The 14,385-nt window shown below is 33.6% G+C and carries 14 protein-coding genes and 1 other RNA gene; 12 read left to right on the forward strand and 3 right to left on the reverse strand.

Annotated elements, in window-relative coordinates:
- The 3 genes from BKH42_RS09505 to BKH42_RS05755 all read left to right on the forward strand — a co-directional run.
- Positions 1 to 224, forward strand: a 224-nt coding sequence (locus tag BKH42_RS09505; protein ID WP_219349840.1) for a hypothetical protein, incomplete at its 5' end; no start/stop codon positions are given.
- 125 nt (positions 225 to 349) lie between these two features.
- Complete coding sequence (locus tag BKH42_RS05750) at positions 350 to 532, forward strand: hypothetical protein (protein WP_095295673.1); 183 nt, start codon at positions 350 to 352, stop codon at positions 530 to 532.
- Positions 533 to 630: 98 nt separating this feature from the next.
- The gene (locus BKH42_RS05755; RefSeq protein WP_095295674.1) at positions 631 to 864 is read left to right on the forward strand and encodes a hypothetical protein; all 234 of its coding nucleotides are present in this window, start codon (positions 631 to 633) and stop codon (positions 862 to 864) included.
- A gap of 148 nt (positions 865 to 1,012) precedes the next feature.
- Here the strand turns inward: BKH42_RS05755 and BKH42_RS05760 are convergent, their stop codons facing one another.
- Complete coding sequence (locus tag BKH42_RS05760) at positions 1,013 to 2,413, reverse strand: outer membrane family protein (RefSeq protein WP_095295675.1); 1,401 nt, start codon at positions 2,411 to 2,413, stop codon at positions 1,013 to 1,015.
- Between the two features lie 148 nt (positions 2,414 to 2,561).
- Positions 2,562 to 3,440, reverse strand: a complete 879-nt coding sequence (locus BKH42_RS05765) for an aspartate carbamoyltransferase catalytic subunit (protein WP_095295676.1) — start codon at positions 3,438 to 3,440, stop codon at positions 2,562 to 2,564.
- Between the two features lie 90 nt (positions 3,441 to 3,530).
- Between BKH42_RS05765 and BKH42_RS05770 the strand changes: the two genes are divergently transcribed.
- From BKH42_RS05770 to BKH42_RS05795, 6 genes are all read left to right on the forward strand, one after another.
- Entirely contained in the window at positions 3,531 to 4,022 is a 492-nt protein-coding gene (locus BKH42_RS05770; protein WP_095295677.1) for a hypothetical protein, read from the forward strand.
- Between the two features lie 10 nt (positions 4,023 to 4,032).
- A complete protein-coding gene (locus BKH42_RS05775) occupies positions 4,033 to 4,746 on the forward strand; it encodes a TlyA family RNA methyltransferase (RefSeq protein ID WP_095295678.1) in 714 nt (237 codons plus the stop codon).
- A complete protein-coding gene (locus BKH42_RS05780) occupies positions 4,712 to 5,572 on the forward strand; it encodes a bifunctional riboflavin kinase/FAD synthetase (protein WP_095295679.1) in 861 nt (286 codons plus the stop codon). The genes BKH42_RS05775 and BKH42_RS05780 overlap by 35 nt, the downstream gene beginning before the upstream one ends.
- 215 nt (positions 5,573 to 5,787) lie before the next feature.
- On the forward strand, positions 5,788 to 7,065 hold the full coding sequence (locus BKH42_RS05785; RefSeq protein ID WP_095295680.1) for an MFS transporter: 1,278 nt from the start codon (positions 5,788 to 5,790) through the stop codon (positions 7,063 to 7,065).
- Positions 7,066 to 7,137: 72 nt separating this feature from the next.
- An RNA gene (gene ffs, locus BKH42_RS05790) (signal recognition particle sRNA small type) lies at positions 7,138 to 7,235 on the forward strand.
- A gap of 1,046 nt (positions 7,236 to 8,281) precedes the next feature.
- Positions 8,282 to 9,022 (forward strand): carbonic anhydrase family protein, encoded by a 741-nt coding sequence (locus tag BKH42_RS05795; RefSeq protein WP_095295681.1) that lies wholly within the window; start codon positions 8,282 to 8,284, stop codon positions 9,020 to 9,022.
- 29 nt (positions 9,023 to 9,051) lie between these two features.
- Here BKH42_RS05795 and tgt read toward each other — a convergent pair whose 3' ends face one another.
- Complete coding sequence (gene tgt / locus BKH42_RS05800) at positions 9,052 to 10,188, reverse strand: tRNA guanosine(34) transglycosylase Tgt (RefSeq protein WP_095295682.1); 1,137 nt, start codon at positions 10,186 to 10,188, stop codon at positions 9,052 to 9,054.
- A 69-nt stretch (positions 10,189 to 10,257) separates the two neighbouring features.
- Between tgt and BKH42_RS05805 the strand changes: the two genes are divergently transcribed.
- From BKH42_RS05805 to BKH42_RS05815, 3 genes are read left to right on the forward strand one after another with little or no spacing between them, the layout of a single operon-like run.
- Positions 10,258 to 11,691 (forward strand): TrkA C-terminal domain-containing protein, encoded by a 1,434-nt coding sequence (locus tag BKH42_RS05805; RefSeq protein ID WP_095295683.1) that lies wholly within the window; start codon positions 10,258 to 10,260, stop codon positions 11,689 to 11,691.
- 4 nt (positions 11,692 to 11,695) lie between these two features.
- Positions 11,696 to 12,757, forward strand: a complete 1,062-nt coding sequence (gene aroB, locus BKH42_RS05810; RefSeq protein ID WP_095295684.1) for a 3-dehydroquinate synthase — start codon at positions 11,696 to 11,698, stop codon at positions 12,755 to 12,757.
- Positions 12,747 to 14,384: a mechanosensitive ion channel domain-containing protein gene (locus BKH42_RS05815; RefSeq protein WP_095295685.1), complete on the forward strand. Its 1,638-nt coding sequence runs from the start codon at positions 12,747 to 12,749 to the stop codon at positions 14,382 to 14,384. Before aroB ends, BKH42_RS05815 begins: the two co-directional genes overlap by 11 nt.
- The last annotated feature ends 1 nt before the right edge of the window (position 14,385 follow it).

Genomic DNA, 14,385 nt, shown 5'->3' on the forward strand with positions numbered 1-14,385 from the left:
ATCATATCTATTTAATAGATGGAATTTATTATTTATTTATTCTACCCATGCCATCAATATTGTTTGTTTTTGCATTTGGAAAACTTTGTATTTCTTGTTTTAAATCCATCAAGAATAAAATCCATAGGCCACAAACAAATAGTACCCCTGCTTTAGATAAAATGCATAGCAAGAAAAAAGTACACGAGGGGAAAGAAACAACAAAGGAAGGTGAAGGTAAATGAAAAGAATGGAAATTTTAGCAGAAAGATTTAAAGACGTTAAGGAACCTATGGAAACTTCTCTTATCATCTCTCTAATTTCTTAGGATTCTCTTCTATAAACACAAAAGGCAGAGCCACACATCATAATGATAACACTACCACCTATGCTCCCATCTCTTCTAAACAATGGTATGAAAATCAAATCAACAACATTGGATTCAAAGAACCTAACTATCAAAGATACAATGCAAACAACACACAAGCAAACAATCAAAACAACACAAATAGCCCAAACAATCAGGACAATGCAAACAATGCAAATGTTCTAAACCAAAACAATCAAAACCATCCTTTATACTCAAAAGACACAGACTCAAACCATCCTTCTTTTAAAGATATTTTAGATTACAATAACCACCAAGCTTCTTTGGTAAAACAAGAAGATAGGGATAATAATGCTGCAGCTATCATAGGTGGGGGTGCATTAGGAATTGGGGTTTGTACTGAAAATCCTATAGGTTGTGCTATTATTGGAGGAGTTGCAACAGGAGCAGCGATCTATGAATCCTTAAAACAAGATTCTTCTAAAGAATCTATTTCTATAACCAATGTCAATGTTTTGATAGGTAGGGTATTTATTAAAATTATGCAGAGCGGTTGAGTTATTGTGAAGATTTTGATGAACAAGCTAGAAAATATTGACGATCGCTTTAGATGGCCAATAGAGAAGCAAAATCACTAGTTTATATTTTCATATAAACTAGCATGGATTGTCCTATTTCTAATCAAAGCACTGCGATGTGGTCAAACTAGAATCCATATCTCATGTATGCCATCATATGACTTCTATCTGAAACATCTTGAGCTTGTAAGGGTACGGGCTCACTTACTCCAACTTTGTAGCCCTCTTTTGTTAGATCTCGAAAATACTCTAGCTTTAGGCCAACAGCGAGTTGAAATGGAGAAGAGAACTGATAATCAACATTCACGGCGATACTTTGCTCGTTGCTCCTATCGCTAGTAGTTAGACGTCCTAGAATCCCCCAATTGAGCTTACCACCGAAGTTTTTACTATTTCCTAGCATATAATATCCTCCACCATAGAGAAATCCTGTGAAGGCATCTTTTCCGATCATATCACTTACAGAAGCCCCTATATCATACACGCTTGCTGTCCAAAAATCTATTCCTACGGGATTTCCATAAGTTCCTACGTGGGCATTAGCATTCTTGAAGTTTTTATATATTCCTCCACCTATATTGTAATTATTGATATCAAATCGTTGTTTTATCAATAAAGTTTGCCCATCCGTACCTGTTTCACTCCCATACCTATAGACACTTCGAACACGTTTGTCATACACGGGAAAAAGCCCAATAACCGTGGTTTGAGATCTAAATCCTTCACCGCTAAACTCAGGGTTGGTATCATAGCCTACTTCAATAGCTGGTGCCGTATAGGTCTTAGGTGAAAAATATATGAATGGTGCGATCGTGATACCATTGTGATACCAAGTTGCCTTAAAAGCATGAACTCCTAGATTGACGACCTTGCCTGAAGCTTCTGTATATGTCTTAGGGGCATAGAAATCATAGAGCCATTCATCATATGCAAAACCTCTCCCATATGAGCTAAACCACCAAAGCTTTAGTTCTGAGAGCTTGGCATAAACTTCAAAACCTTGTGTAAAGCCACTATAAAAATCAGCACCAGATTCATACCGTCCACCTTTGATACCAAAGACACCATTATAATCATAGTTCAAGTAGGCATTATAAATAACATAGTGCCTACTGTTTTGAGTCATTCCGATATTATAATCAGGACGTTGCCACGCAGCCGTACCATCGTATTTTGCGTAGTATCCGAAGTAGTTAAAAGTTGCTGAACCAAAAGGTTTCCCAGTTGCTTGATCAATAAGATTTCTTCCAGAATCATATGCAAGCCCTCCTATCATTCCACCTAATCCAGCACTCAAGCTTTGTTCTGAGAAGGATTTTGGAAGCAGGTTCATATCCACTTGCAGACCTCCCACCATTGTTACAAAGCTTTCAGTGGGATATTTACCTTCCGTTGAATTTATGGGCGTATTATTGAAACCGAATTTTGAAAAAGATTCAGCTTTCCCGCTTATCTTGTAGTCAAAAGCGTTTAGTGAAGTGGTTCCAAACAGAGCTAACGCGACGAAGCTCAGATAGTGTTTTTTCATAATGCTCTCCCTAATATGATGTTAATTTTAGAGGTTCTTGTGCCACCTTTTGAACCATCTACTAAGATTATAGCACATTTTGGCAGTTTGTTGGCTATATGGAGCGGGTAGTTTTTATTCTGTGCATTTTTTACACACACACTCACCCCTATCTTTTGAGTATGAAGTATTCCATAACTGCCATTCTCACTGCTACACCATTGGTTACTTGCTCAAGAACTTTGCACCTGCTATCTTTAAGCACTTCATCTTCAATATCAATATTTCTATTGACTGGACCTGGATGCAAAATGATAAGATTTTTATCTTTTATGAGTTCTTTTGTGATGCAGAAGTTATGGGCATAATCTTTCAAGGAACCATAAGTTTGCATATCATGCCTTTCGATTTGAGTTCTTAAGCTCATCAGCACATCTACAGAATCAATCACAGAACTAATCTCAGAGGTCGTTGGCAGATCTGTTTGAGGGAGAAAATGTGGTGGAGCCACTAAGGTGATTTTCATTCCAAAACGTGAAAGAAGTTCAATATTGCTATTAGCCACACGAGAATTTTTTATATCCCCGATAATGGCAATACGCTTTCCTTCTAGACTTGTCTTGAAGTGATTGTGCATCGTAAAAAGATCAAGTAATGCTTGTGTTGGGTGGGCATGGGCTCCATCTCCGCCATTAATAATTGGACAGGAAACATATTTTGCCAAATGATTTCCCGCTCCAGCATTTTTGTGTCGGATAATGATCGCATCAGGTTTCATTGCATTTAAATTGGCAGCTGTATCAGAGATAGACTCTCCTTTTGCAGTAGAACTTTTAGAAACATCAAGTCTCACTACACTTGCTCCTAGTCTTTTAAGAGCTATTTCAAAGCTACTTAAAGTCCTAGTAGAATTTTCAAAAAATATAGTGATTACCGTTTTTCCTTTGAGTGTTTGAATGACATCTTGTTTTAAATATTTTTTGGCATTATCTAAAATAATGTTTATCTCATCTTTATCTAGATCAGTTGTTTGTATCAAGTGTCGCATTCTTGCTCCAATCTTTGTGATAAAATTTGATATGATTTTATCTTAAGTAAGCATAAAAACAAAAATATTTTTATTTGGATTTTCACAATAATGAAGCATTTTTCTATGATCTGTTTTGCCATTTTTATTTTCTTTGGATGTACGAGCTATTATGAAGATACCTATAAGCCCGATATTATCTTTGAAAAAAAGATTCAAGCATCTCGTAAGGGTGAGATATTAAAAAATAAAAAACCCATTTTGGTTGCTGTTGCGATTCATCTAAATGAAGTCGATAATGTTATTTATGGTGGCAGGGAGTATTTTTTTGTCGAGATTTTTAGTGAAAACAAGGGAATATTTTTGAATGACATGATTGAATTCACTCTTTTTGGCAAAACTCCAATCTGGAGCAGAGAAATAACAAGAGATGATTTTGATGAAATTCTTCATCCATCAAATAAATGGAGTAAAACTTTTTTAGTTGCTTTTGAAAAACTTGATCCTCTCGCTTCAAGAGATGCCAAGTTGATGATGAAAGTTTATGATTTAGGGCAGATTGTATTTGATTTTGCCTATCAAGCTACTCCGATGCAGATTTAAGATTTTTCAAATGAGATTGGATAGTTATCTGACAAAAAATAAGTATTGTAAAAGTAGAGAAAAAGCAAAGGAGCTTATTTACGAAGACAAGGTGAAAGTCAATGGCTTTATAATAAATAAACCTTCTTTTGAAATATCAGAATGTGCAGAAAATCAAATTGAACTGGATTTAAAAGACGCTTTAGTCTCACGGGCAGGTAAAAAACTGCTAGGTTATTTTAGGACAAATGCTATTACTTGCACGGGCAAGAAGGTTTTAGATGTAGGTTCTAGTACGGGAGGATTTGCACAGGTTTTATTGGATTTTGGTGCAATAGAAGTGGTTTGTGTTGATGTTGGATTTAATCAGCTTGATAGGTCATTAAGAACTGATAGCAGGATCAGGTTATTTGAAAAGTGCGATATTAGAGATTTTTCATACGCAGAAAAATTTGATTTATTGGTGTGTGATGTTAGTTTTATTTCCTTGAGTAAAATTCTAGATCATTTATATATTTTTAGCGATGAGTTGATATTGTTGTTCAAGCCTCAATTTGAGGTCGGTATAGGGGTCAAACGAAATAAAAAAGGTGTGATTGTTGATAAAAAGGCGATTCAAAGAAGCATAGATGAATTTTCAAGTGAAATCCAAGCTAGATCTCTTATAGTCTGTAATATTGAAAAATCGCTACTAAAAGGAAAAGAAGGAAATGAAGAATTTTTTATCCATATCAAAAAATCTTGATTTTTCTAGCGTGGCTATTGGCAAGTTTGATGGAGTGCATCTTGCACATAAAAAAATTTTTGAATATCTAGATGAAAATGGTTGTGTGCTTGTCATACACAAAAGTCATTCAAATTTTATTACCCCCTTAAAGGGTCGTGAAAGACTTATCCCTAAACCTTCTTACAAACTTCCTTTTAGGGATATTTGTTCTTTAGATGGGAAAGAATTTATAGCTTTTTTATACAAAAAGCTTCCCAATCTTAAAAGAATCATCGTAGGGTATGATTTTAGGTTTGGCACAAATAGAAGCTATGGTGCAGATGATCTTAAGAGTCTTTTTGATAAAGAAGTACTTATTATTCCAGAAATCAAAATAAAAAATATTCCCTTACATTCAAGTATCATAAAAGAACTTATTGTTTTTGGGGATATCTCTCTTGCCAATGAACTTCTAGGAAGAAATTATATTTTAGAGGGAAGGGTAGTCTCAGGGCAAAATTTGGGCTCTAAAGAGCTTTATCCTACTATCAACATAAAAACTCAATCTTTTGTGTTGCCTGGAAATGGAGTTTATGCAAGTTTTACTCATATTAAATCGAAAATTTTTCCTTCGGTTTCTTTTGTTGGTAATCGTTTGAGTACGGATAGACATTTTTCCATTGAAACTCATATATTAGATAAAGATATTCAAATTACAGAGAAAACAATTCAAATTGAATTTGTGGAAAAAATCCGAGAGAATAGACATTTCAAAAACCTATCAGAGTTAAAAAATCAAATCTTTATAGATATTAAAAATGCTAGAAATATCTTGAATATTAAAAATATTATAACTTCTTTTTAATTCAAATATAATCAAATGTCCATCAGAGTATTCTCAATCATAAAAACTGGTAAGAATGTAAAAAATCCATAAAAAATATCATAGAATTTTTCATAAAAATATCTTTTTAAGCTAAAACATATCACAGTTATTTTTTGTAATTTTTTAGATGAAAATTTTTAGACTTCACAAGAGAACGAAAAAATGATGATATATCAATATATTGGGGACTTTTAATGAATACTCATAGTAAGGCAATTCAAGATGCAAAATCTATATTCAGAGTTTGCAGTGGAAATTTTTTGGAAATGTATGATTTTGCGGTATATGGATTTTATGCTAGTTTTATTGCACAGGTATTTTTTCCTTCGCATAATCAATTCATATCAGTAATGATGAGTTTTATGGCCTTTGGAGCTGGGTTTTTGATGCGTCCTGTGGGTGCGATTATCCTTGGAGCTTATATGGATAAACACGGACGAAAAAAGGGTCTGATCATAACACTTTCTCTTATGGCAGTTGGCACTTTAAGTATTGCAGCAACCCCTTCATATGAACAAATAGGTATCTCAGCTCCCATTATTGTTGTTATAGGGAGATTGCTACAAGGTTTTAGTGCTGGAGCTGAGTTAGGAGGTGTTAGTGTTTATTTAGCAGAGATTGCTCCAAAAAACAAAAAAGGTTTTTATGTTTCTTGGCAGAGTGCTTCTCAACAGGTTGCCACAATCGTTGCAGGACTTTTTGGAGTAGGGCTACATTATATACTTGGAGATTTGGTGGTTAGTGAATGGGGTTGGAGGATTCCTTTTATTTTTGGTTGTTTGGTCGTGCCTTTTTTATTAGTCATCAGAAAAACCCTTCAAGAAACTCCTGAATTTGAGGCTAAAAAATCTTTAGGGATTATAAAAACCACAGAAATACTCTTGGATATGTTTAGAAATTGGAAAATTATGACGCTTGGAGCATTATTTGTGATGATGACAACTGTGACCTTTTATTTTATCACATCTTATACTCCTACATTTGCTAGCACTATTTTGCATCTATCAAGGCTTGATAGTTTTCTAATCACTGCAATTATTGGAGCGAGTAATTTTTTTTGGTTGCCTGTTATGGGGTTGTTGAGCGATAGGATTGGCCGTAAGCCTATTCTAATTTCAACGACACTTCTAAGCATCTTAACGGCTTATCCAGCAATGTATTTTTTGGCACATCACATTACTTTTACTAATCTTGTAGTGGTTGAGCTTTGGCTTAGTTTTATTTATGGTAGTTATAATGGAGCAATGGTTGTAGCACTCTCAGAAGTCATGCCTTCTTCTGTGAGAGTGCTTGGATTCTCCTTAACATATTCACTTGCTGTGGCAGTTTTTGGAGGTTTTACTCCTGTGATTTCAACCTATTTCATCCATCTCACAGATAACAAGGCTATGCCTGGTATTTGGCTAAGTATTGCAGGAGTTTGTAGTCTTTTTGCCACAATAGTATTGCTTAGAAAAAGATCACATGCTTGATCTAAAATTTAAAATAAGTTTAGATATAGAAAGTTTTTATTAAGCCCAAAGGTTGTAAAATAACCTCGCCTCTTTTCAGACCTATGCAATCATATTTTGAGATAATGCTTCAGGGTGGGAACACAGCAGAGTTGCTTAATTTATGGTGTGCCTTAGCTATCTGGGAAGGGGTTTATTAATCTCTCTAAACTTAAGTATGTTTTCCTTTCGTTTTTAAAATCTTTTTTTTGATTAACTCTTCTTGATTTGCTTTGAGAACTTTTGTTGAATAGAATGAATCAATTTTACACACAGGGAAGATTTATGAGTTTTTCCAATGTTTATGATAAGTTTTGCCTTCATATTAACTCTAGTTGTCATCTTATCTATATTTAGTTTTTTGATATGTAGCGACGTGAAGCTCAATGATATATTTAAAAACTTAGAGATTAAAATAAAAAATAGAATCAATAAAAACCTGCAACTTAAAATCAGTGCGACTTGGCAGTATATTTCTATCAGGGGTCACAATACAAAATTCAATTATTTTATTTTTGCACGGTTAGCCTGGTGGCTCTATGAGTTCTTTTGCTCATGTGTATCAATCTCCCTTATAAAAAAACCATACCATATATGGATTAGGATTACAGTCATGCTAGAAAATTACTGAATCAAAAATAGGATTTAAAAACCAAAGCAAATCTTTCTACTGCAGTTTGAGCGGAAGATATTCATAAAATTACCATTTACTTGACCCATAGGTTTAAAAAAGACAAAATCATTATTATGGGGGATTTTTTGGGAATTGGGATTTGGAGTATCTCAATGTATTAAAATATCTCGAATTTATTCAAGTGCGTATAGGTATGGGAGAGGTCACTGATCCAAAGATCAAATACTTCTAAAATAGGAAATTATGCACGTTGGTTAGCTATTGCACAAGGTGATGAAGATAATCTAAAAAATACTAGTAAAATATCTTGATTTTAAAGATGTATGTCATCTTGCTTTTATTAACTAGCTAACTCTCCTTGTAGAAGAACTTCATCAAGCCCTTAATGAACAGGGTATTGTAATTGTCAGCTTTGCTTGAATAGACTTATGGTCTTTTTGATTTATATTTTATTCTTAAAATATTTGAATTTTCTTGACAAATTCTCCTCATTTACTTTTTGTAAAGATTTTTTTATAATAGTTATTAGGCATATAAAAAAACATTAACAAAAGGAGATATGCAATGAAAAAATCAGCTTTATACCTCTCATCTATTTTTGTGCTTTCAGCACTAGCTTTTGCCAACGGACCCAAATGGGATTATGAAGGAAAAAATTCTCCCGAACATTGGGGAAAGATTTCAAAAGAGTTTAGCACTTGTGCAACTGGGAGATTGCAATCGCCTGTGAATATCAATGATTTTGCACAGACAAAAAGTCCTGACAAAATTATTTTTTCTTATAAGGGCACCCCAAAACTAGAAATCAATGATGGTAGAACCATTAGAGTTGAATATGATAAGGGTGGATATGTGGATGTTGATGGACACAGATATTATCTTAAACAGTTTCATTTTCATTCACCAGCAGAAAATTTACTTAAAAATAAGCAGTATCCACTTGAGATGCATTTGGTGAATGAGGACAAAGATGGACATTTAATGGTTGTGAGTATTTGGTTCAAAGAAGGCAAAGATAATAAGATCTTAAATCCTGTATGGAAAGTGATGCCTAAAAAAACGGGTGAAAAAGTCAAAGTTTCAAATGTTGATTTAGCAAAACTTATTCCAAACAAAATTCATTTTTTCCATTATAATGGTTCTCTGACTACTCCTCCTTGCACTGAAGGTGTTAGTTGGTTTATACTTAAAGAACCTCTTGAGATTTCAAAAGATCAGATAAAAAAATTTCAGCAGACTATAAAAGAACCCAATAATAGACCAATTCAGCCACTCAATGGTAGGAAAATTATACAGGAAGATTGATACCATCATATTTGCCCACAATGCCTATCTTATTGGCAATGTGGGTGATTATATCTTTCATAAATGCTTTTTTTATATTCTTTAAATGTTCCCTTAATGATAGCTTCTCTAGCACCTTTGGTAAGATTGAGATAGTATTTGAGATTATGAATACTTGCAAGCCTATGATAAGTAATCTCATTGCATCTAAAAAGATGGTGCAGATAGGCTTTTGAATAGTTTTTGCAGGTATAACAATCGCATTTTTCATCAAGTGCTCCTTCATCAAGTTTGTATTTAGATGATTTGATGCCAATCTTTTCTGTAGAGGTAAATAGTGTGGCATTCCTAGCATTTCTAGTTGGCATCACACAATCAAACATATCCACACCCCTCTCAATAGCTTCTAGTATATTTTCAGGCGTTCCTACTCCCATCAGGTATCTAGGCTTATATACGGGCAAGATCTCTGTAACATATTCGATACTTTGATACATTTCTTCAGCTTTTTCCCCGACAGCTAATCCTCCAATAGCATATCCGTCAAATTCTCCTAATTCTGTGAGTGATTTCGCACTTAAGATTCTCAGATCTTTATCTGTGCCACCTTGCACTATCGCAAATAGATGATTGGTTTGTGCAAGATCGTGCTTTTTTTGTAAAAGATGATATTCTAGACTTTTTTTTGCCCATAGTGTGGTTTTTTCTACAGATTCTTGGAGACGATTTTTACTCGCAGGAAGCCCTATGAGATCATCTAAGACCATCATAATATCACTATTAAGGGCATATTGCATATCCAAAACATTAGTGGGAGTAAAAAAGTGTTTGCTCCCATCAATATGAGATTTAAATTCAATTCCTTCAAGGTGTTTTTTCATATTTCCACTCAAGCTAAATGCTTGGAATCCTCCGCTATCGGTTAAAAAATTCCTATCAAATTGTGTGAATTTATGCAATCCTCCCAATTTTTGCATCATATCTTGACCTATTCGTAAATACATATGGTAAGTGTTGGCTAAAATGATATTTGCATCTAAAAGATTTTTAATATCATGGGCATCTAGTCCTTTTACACAAGCTTGTGTTCCTACTGGCATAAAAACTGGTGTTTGCACAATGGAGTGCGCAAGTTTTATCGTGGTTGCTCGGGCATTTTCATCGGTTGCATCAATTTTAAAATCCATATCTCAAACCTTTTGGTATAATCACGAGTGTTGAAAACGGGTCAATAGAAATTAACTTTACATTAAGGGATGTATTTGAAAAAAATTGTTTTGATTGGCGATGGAATTGTAGCAAAAAAATTTTTGGAAACCGTACTTGAGAAGTATTTTAGTAACAATCTTTACACAGTTGTAAGCAAAGATTCAAGCTTTGTGCCAGAAAAAATCCCCAGTACATTTAATTTTCAAATCTTTGATCCAACCTCTGCATACAGACTTTTAAATGTTGTTAATAATGAAATCAGTGATATTTTTATCATAATGGAAGATCCAAAAGAACGTGAGATTGTCTATGAAATCATCAAAAATAAACACAAAGATATACGAATTGTATTGAGTGCATATGAAGATGAGATCACTCTTTCTAGCATACTTGAAGATGAGAAATCTGTACTAATAGAGGAGGCTAAGACCATTGCAGGAAGACTTTTAGCAAGACTTCCTAATGTGCCTTTGATTCCACAAGGATTTGGTTTGGAGCAGGGCGAAGTTATGGAGATAGGGGTACCTTTTGGTAGTGTTTTTACCTATCGCCATATCGGATCAATCCAGCAAAAAAATTATAAGATCGTGGGGATTTATCGACACGGTGAATTTATATTGAGTAATTATTCTATTGTGATTCAGCCCGCAGATGTGCTTTTGGTTGCTGGAGATCCAAAGGTCTTAGAGAATGTTTACAGACAAATAAAAAGTGATATAGGGCAATTTCCTGCACCTTTTGGAAAGGATGTTTATGTCTATGTGGATACGCTTTTGCAGTCAAAAAAGGCTGTAATGAGAGATATTCATCAAGCTTTGTATATTCATAAGAATACAAAAAGCACAAGACTTAATATTTGTGTGCTTAATCCTTGTAATTTTGCACTACTCAAAGAAATAAAAGCTCTTGATGAACCTGATGTGAATGTGAGATTAGAATACAGCGGGATGAGTTTTGTGCAGAAATTGCAACAAGATGGTGAGAAAAAGATAGGCTTAGTGGTTGTAGGTAAAGAGATATTTTCTTCCCGTTTTCATCGTAAAGCTCTTTTCGCACTTTCTACTCCTGTACTAAAAACCAGTTCAAGAAGTTTGGAAAACGTCAAAGATAGTGTAGTTGTTCTCAATGATGAAATGAGTGAAGGAGAAAATATTTCTTCCATTATTTTTGATATTTCTATCCAGATGGGATTAGGGGTGTTGCTCTATGATTTTGACCCTGATAAACACTATCAGCTTCAAGTTGCTCAAGATTATGATAATCTCTCACGTATTTTTGATAAAAAAATAAAAATCACTCGCACAAATTCTAAAAATCCTATTTTATTTTTAAAAGAATCCAAAAAACCTCTTTTACAATTTTTGCCTTTTGAAAAATGCATCACAAAGACGAGATTTTTTTGGTTTGCTTCCACAAAGGTGGAAAAAATATCTTTTATGTTAGATAATAATCCACAGATTTTTATTCCTATTACAGAGTGATTAGATGAAACCAATACAAGAAATCACTATTTCCACAGACAACTTGACCTATTGCGTGAAGATTGGTAAATTCGATAAAATTTCCCATAAAGGAAAGGTTTTAATAGTAAGTAATCCAAAAGTAGCTGGAATGTATCTTCAAGATCTATTGGATCATTTGCAGGCTGATGAGGTGTTTGTAAGCATTATTCCAGATGGAGAAAATCATAAAAATTTTGAAAGTATTGATAAAATCCTAGAGATTGCTTTTGAAAGCAGACTTGATAGAAAATCTCTGATGATAGCACTTGGGGGTGGCGTCATAAGTGATATGGTAGGATTTGCTAGTGGAATTTATCAGAGGGGCATTGATTTTATAGCTATTCCTACTACCTTACTTGCTCAAGTTGATGCTTCTGTAGGAGGAAAAACAGGTATTAATAATAGATTTGGGAAAAATCTCATAGGAATTTTTCATCAACCAAAAGCTGTCTATGTTGATCCGCTATATTTACAAACTTTGCCACAAAGAGAATTTAGAGCAGGGGTGGCCGAAATCATTAAAATGGCGATTTGTTTTGATAAAGATTTTTTCAACTGGTTGCAAGATAGTGATTTAAACGATCAAAATTCTTTAGAGATGGCTATTTCTAAGAGCATACAGATAAAAGCTAGTGTTGTAAATATGGATGAAAAAGAAAATGGGATTCGTGGAGCACTTAATTATGGACATACATTTGCTCATGTTATTGAGAATGAGACGAACTATTGTGAATTCTTGCACGGAGAAGCAGTCGCAATAGGCATGAAGATGGCAAATGATTTAGCTTTTAGGCTTGGATTATTGACTTCTAAGGAAGTTGAATGTATAGAAAATTTACTCAATCATTATGGACTTAACCACAGATACTTTATTGAAAATATTGAAAATTTTTATGAAAAATTCTTTTTGGATAAAAAAACACAAAATCATAAAATTAAGTTTATTTTACCAAAGGGTATTGGAGATGTTGTAATAACAGATGATATTCCAAAAAATACACTCTTTCAAACACTCAAAAAATGGGGTAATCACAATGAAAAATAATCTTAAAATACTCTTTTTCGGATTCTTTTTTGTATTTTTAAGCTCTATTTCTCCTTTGAACGCTCTTCCTAAAAAGACTGCAAATAAAATTAATGAGGTTGAGATTCAATCTCTTAAATCACAAATAGAACAACTTGATAATAAAATATCTTCAAACAACAGTATTTGGTTAAAAAAATATACAAACTTTGAAATTTATAATCAAATCACAGACGATATTGAAAAAATCACAGAAGAGCTAAAAAACCTAAAAAATCATAAATCTACCACCGATAAAGTCAAGATAACCACATTGACTCATAAACTAGAGACCTTGCAGAGACAAGAAGAGCTTTTGGAGGAATATAAAGCAAATCCCTTTAAAGAGCTCATAGAAAAACCACAGATAAATACTATTCCAGATATAACCAATCCTATAGCCATTATTGGGGGTATTTCTTTTATTAAAAACATTGAAAATCAAAAATCTATTCTCAAAAAAAATCAAAGAAGTTTAGAATCAGTTTTAAAGAATTTAGATGACAAAAACTCTTTACTTAAAGAACTTTTTGAGCTCAATCAATCAAAAGAATTATTTGATCAGATTCGTCAAAATCAAAGCAAAAAATTAGAGCTTCAAAGTGCTCAAAATATTCTCAATACAACTATTGACATTTATACTAAAGATACTGATGAGATTATCAATAGACTGAAAATACAGATTAAAAATCAAATTTTTAAACTTGTTTATATTGGACTTACGATTGTTTTTAGTATTGCTTTAGCGTTGGCTTTAAAACTCTTTGTAAGACGCTATATTCATGATAACGAAAGGGCATACACTGCTAGTAAGATTATCAATTTTTTCAATATTAGTATTATTATCTTGATCTTGCTGTTTGCATATTTAGAAAATGTAACTTATTTGGTGGCGTTTTTGGGTTTTGCTTCTGCGGGATTAGCTATCGCAATGAAAGATCTATTTATGAGCGTGTTGGGATGGTTTGTTATTGTTCTTGGGGGGAGCGTACATGTTGGAGATAGAATTCGTGTGAGTAAAGATGGGAGTGTTTATGTTGGAGATGTTCTAGATATTTCTATGTTGCGTATCACGATGCATGAAGATGTGACTTTGACCACTTATTTGGAAAATCGCCGTGCTGGTAGGATTATCTTCATTCCTAATAATTATATTTTCACTACGATGTTTGCTAACTATACGCACGGAGAGATGAAAACGGTGTGGGATGGAGTGGATTTTACTATTACTTTTGATTCCAATTATAAAAAAGCCTTATCTATTGCCTCAGATGTTGCCACAAAATATTCACGAGGATATACAGAGATAACACGCAAACAACTCAATAAAATGCGAGATAAATATTCTTTGAGAAATAGTAATATTGAGCCAAAAACTTTCAGCCTCATAGAAGCCAATGGAATAAAGATTTCTATTTGGTATCAAACCAACGCGTATGCTACATTGACACTTAGAAGCACTATATCTGTGGAGATTATTGAAAAGATCTTAAAAGAGCCTGATATTTTTATCGCTTATACCACTACCAAACTCGTAAAAGATGGGACAGATGGTTTTGGAGATAAGCCTACTAAATCAAATATCATTGTTGAAGATGAAAAGGATTGAT

The sequence above is a fragment of the Helicobacter sp. 13S00482-2 genome (assembly GCF_002272795.1).
In the GTDB taxonomy this organism is placed as follows: domain Bacteria; phylum Campylobacterota; class Campylobacteria; order Campylobacterales; family Helicobacteraceae; genus Helicobacter_J.

Coding starts and splice junctions, on each gene's coding strand:
- BKH42_RS05750 (WP_095295673.1), top strand. CDS start 350: ATGATAACACTACCACCTATGCTCCCATCTCTTCTAAACAATGGTATG.
- BKH42_RS05760 (WP_095295675.1), bottom strand. CDS start 2,413: ATGAAAAAACACTATCTGAGCTTCGTCGCGTTAGCTCTGTTTGGAACC.
- BKH42_RS05765 (WP_095295676.1), bottom strand. CDS start 3,440: ATGCGACACTTGATACAAACAACTGATCTAGATAAAGATGAGATAAAC.
- BKH42_RS05770 (WP_095295677.1), top strand. CDS start 3,531: ATGAAGCATTTTTCTATGATCTGTTTTGCCATTTTTATTTTCTTTGGA.
- BKH42_RS05775 (WP_095295678.1), top strand. CDS start 4,033: ATGAGATTGGATAGTTATCTGACAAAAAATAAGTATTGTAAAAGTAGA.
- BKH42_RS05780 (WP_095295679.1), top strand. CDS start 4,712: ATGAAGAATTTTTTATCCATATCAAAAAATCTTGATTTTTCTAGCGTG.
- BKH42_RS05785 (WP_095295680.1), top strand. CDS start 5,788: ATGAATACTCATAGTAAGGCAATTCAAGATGCAAAATCTATATTCAGA.
- BKH42_RS05795 (WP_095295681.1), top strand. CDS start 8,282: ATGAAAAAATCAGCTTTATACCTCTCATCTATTTTTGTGCTTTCAGCA.
- tgt (WP_095295682.1), bottom strand. CDS start 10,188: ATGGATTTTAAAATTGATGCAACCGATGAAAATGCCCGAGCAACCACG.
- BKH42_RS05805 (WP_095295683.1), top strand. CDS start 10,258: ATGTATTTGAAAAAAATTGTTTTGATTGGCGATGGAATTGTAGCAAAA.
- aroB (WP_095295684.1), top strand. CDS start 11,696: ATGAAACCAATACAAGAAATCACTATTTCCACAGACAACTTGACCTAT.
- BKH42_RS05815 (WP_095295685.1), top strand. CDS start 12,747: ATGAAAAATAATCTTAAAATACTCTTTTTCGGATTCTTTTTTGTATTT.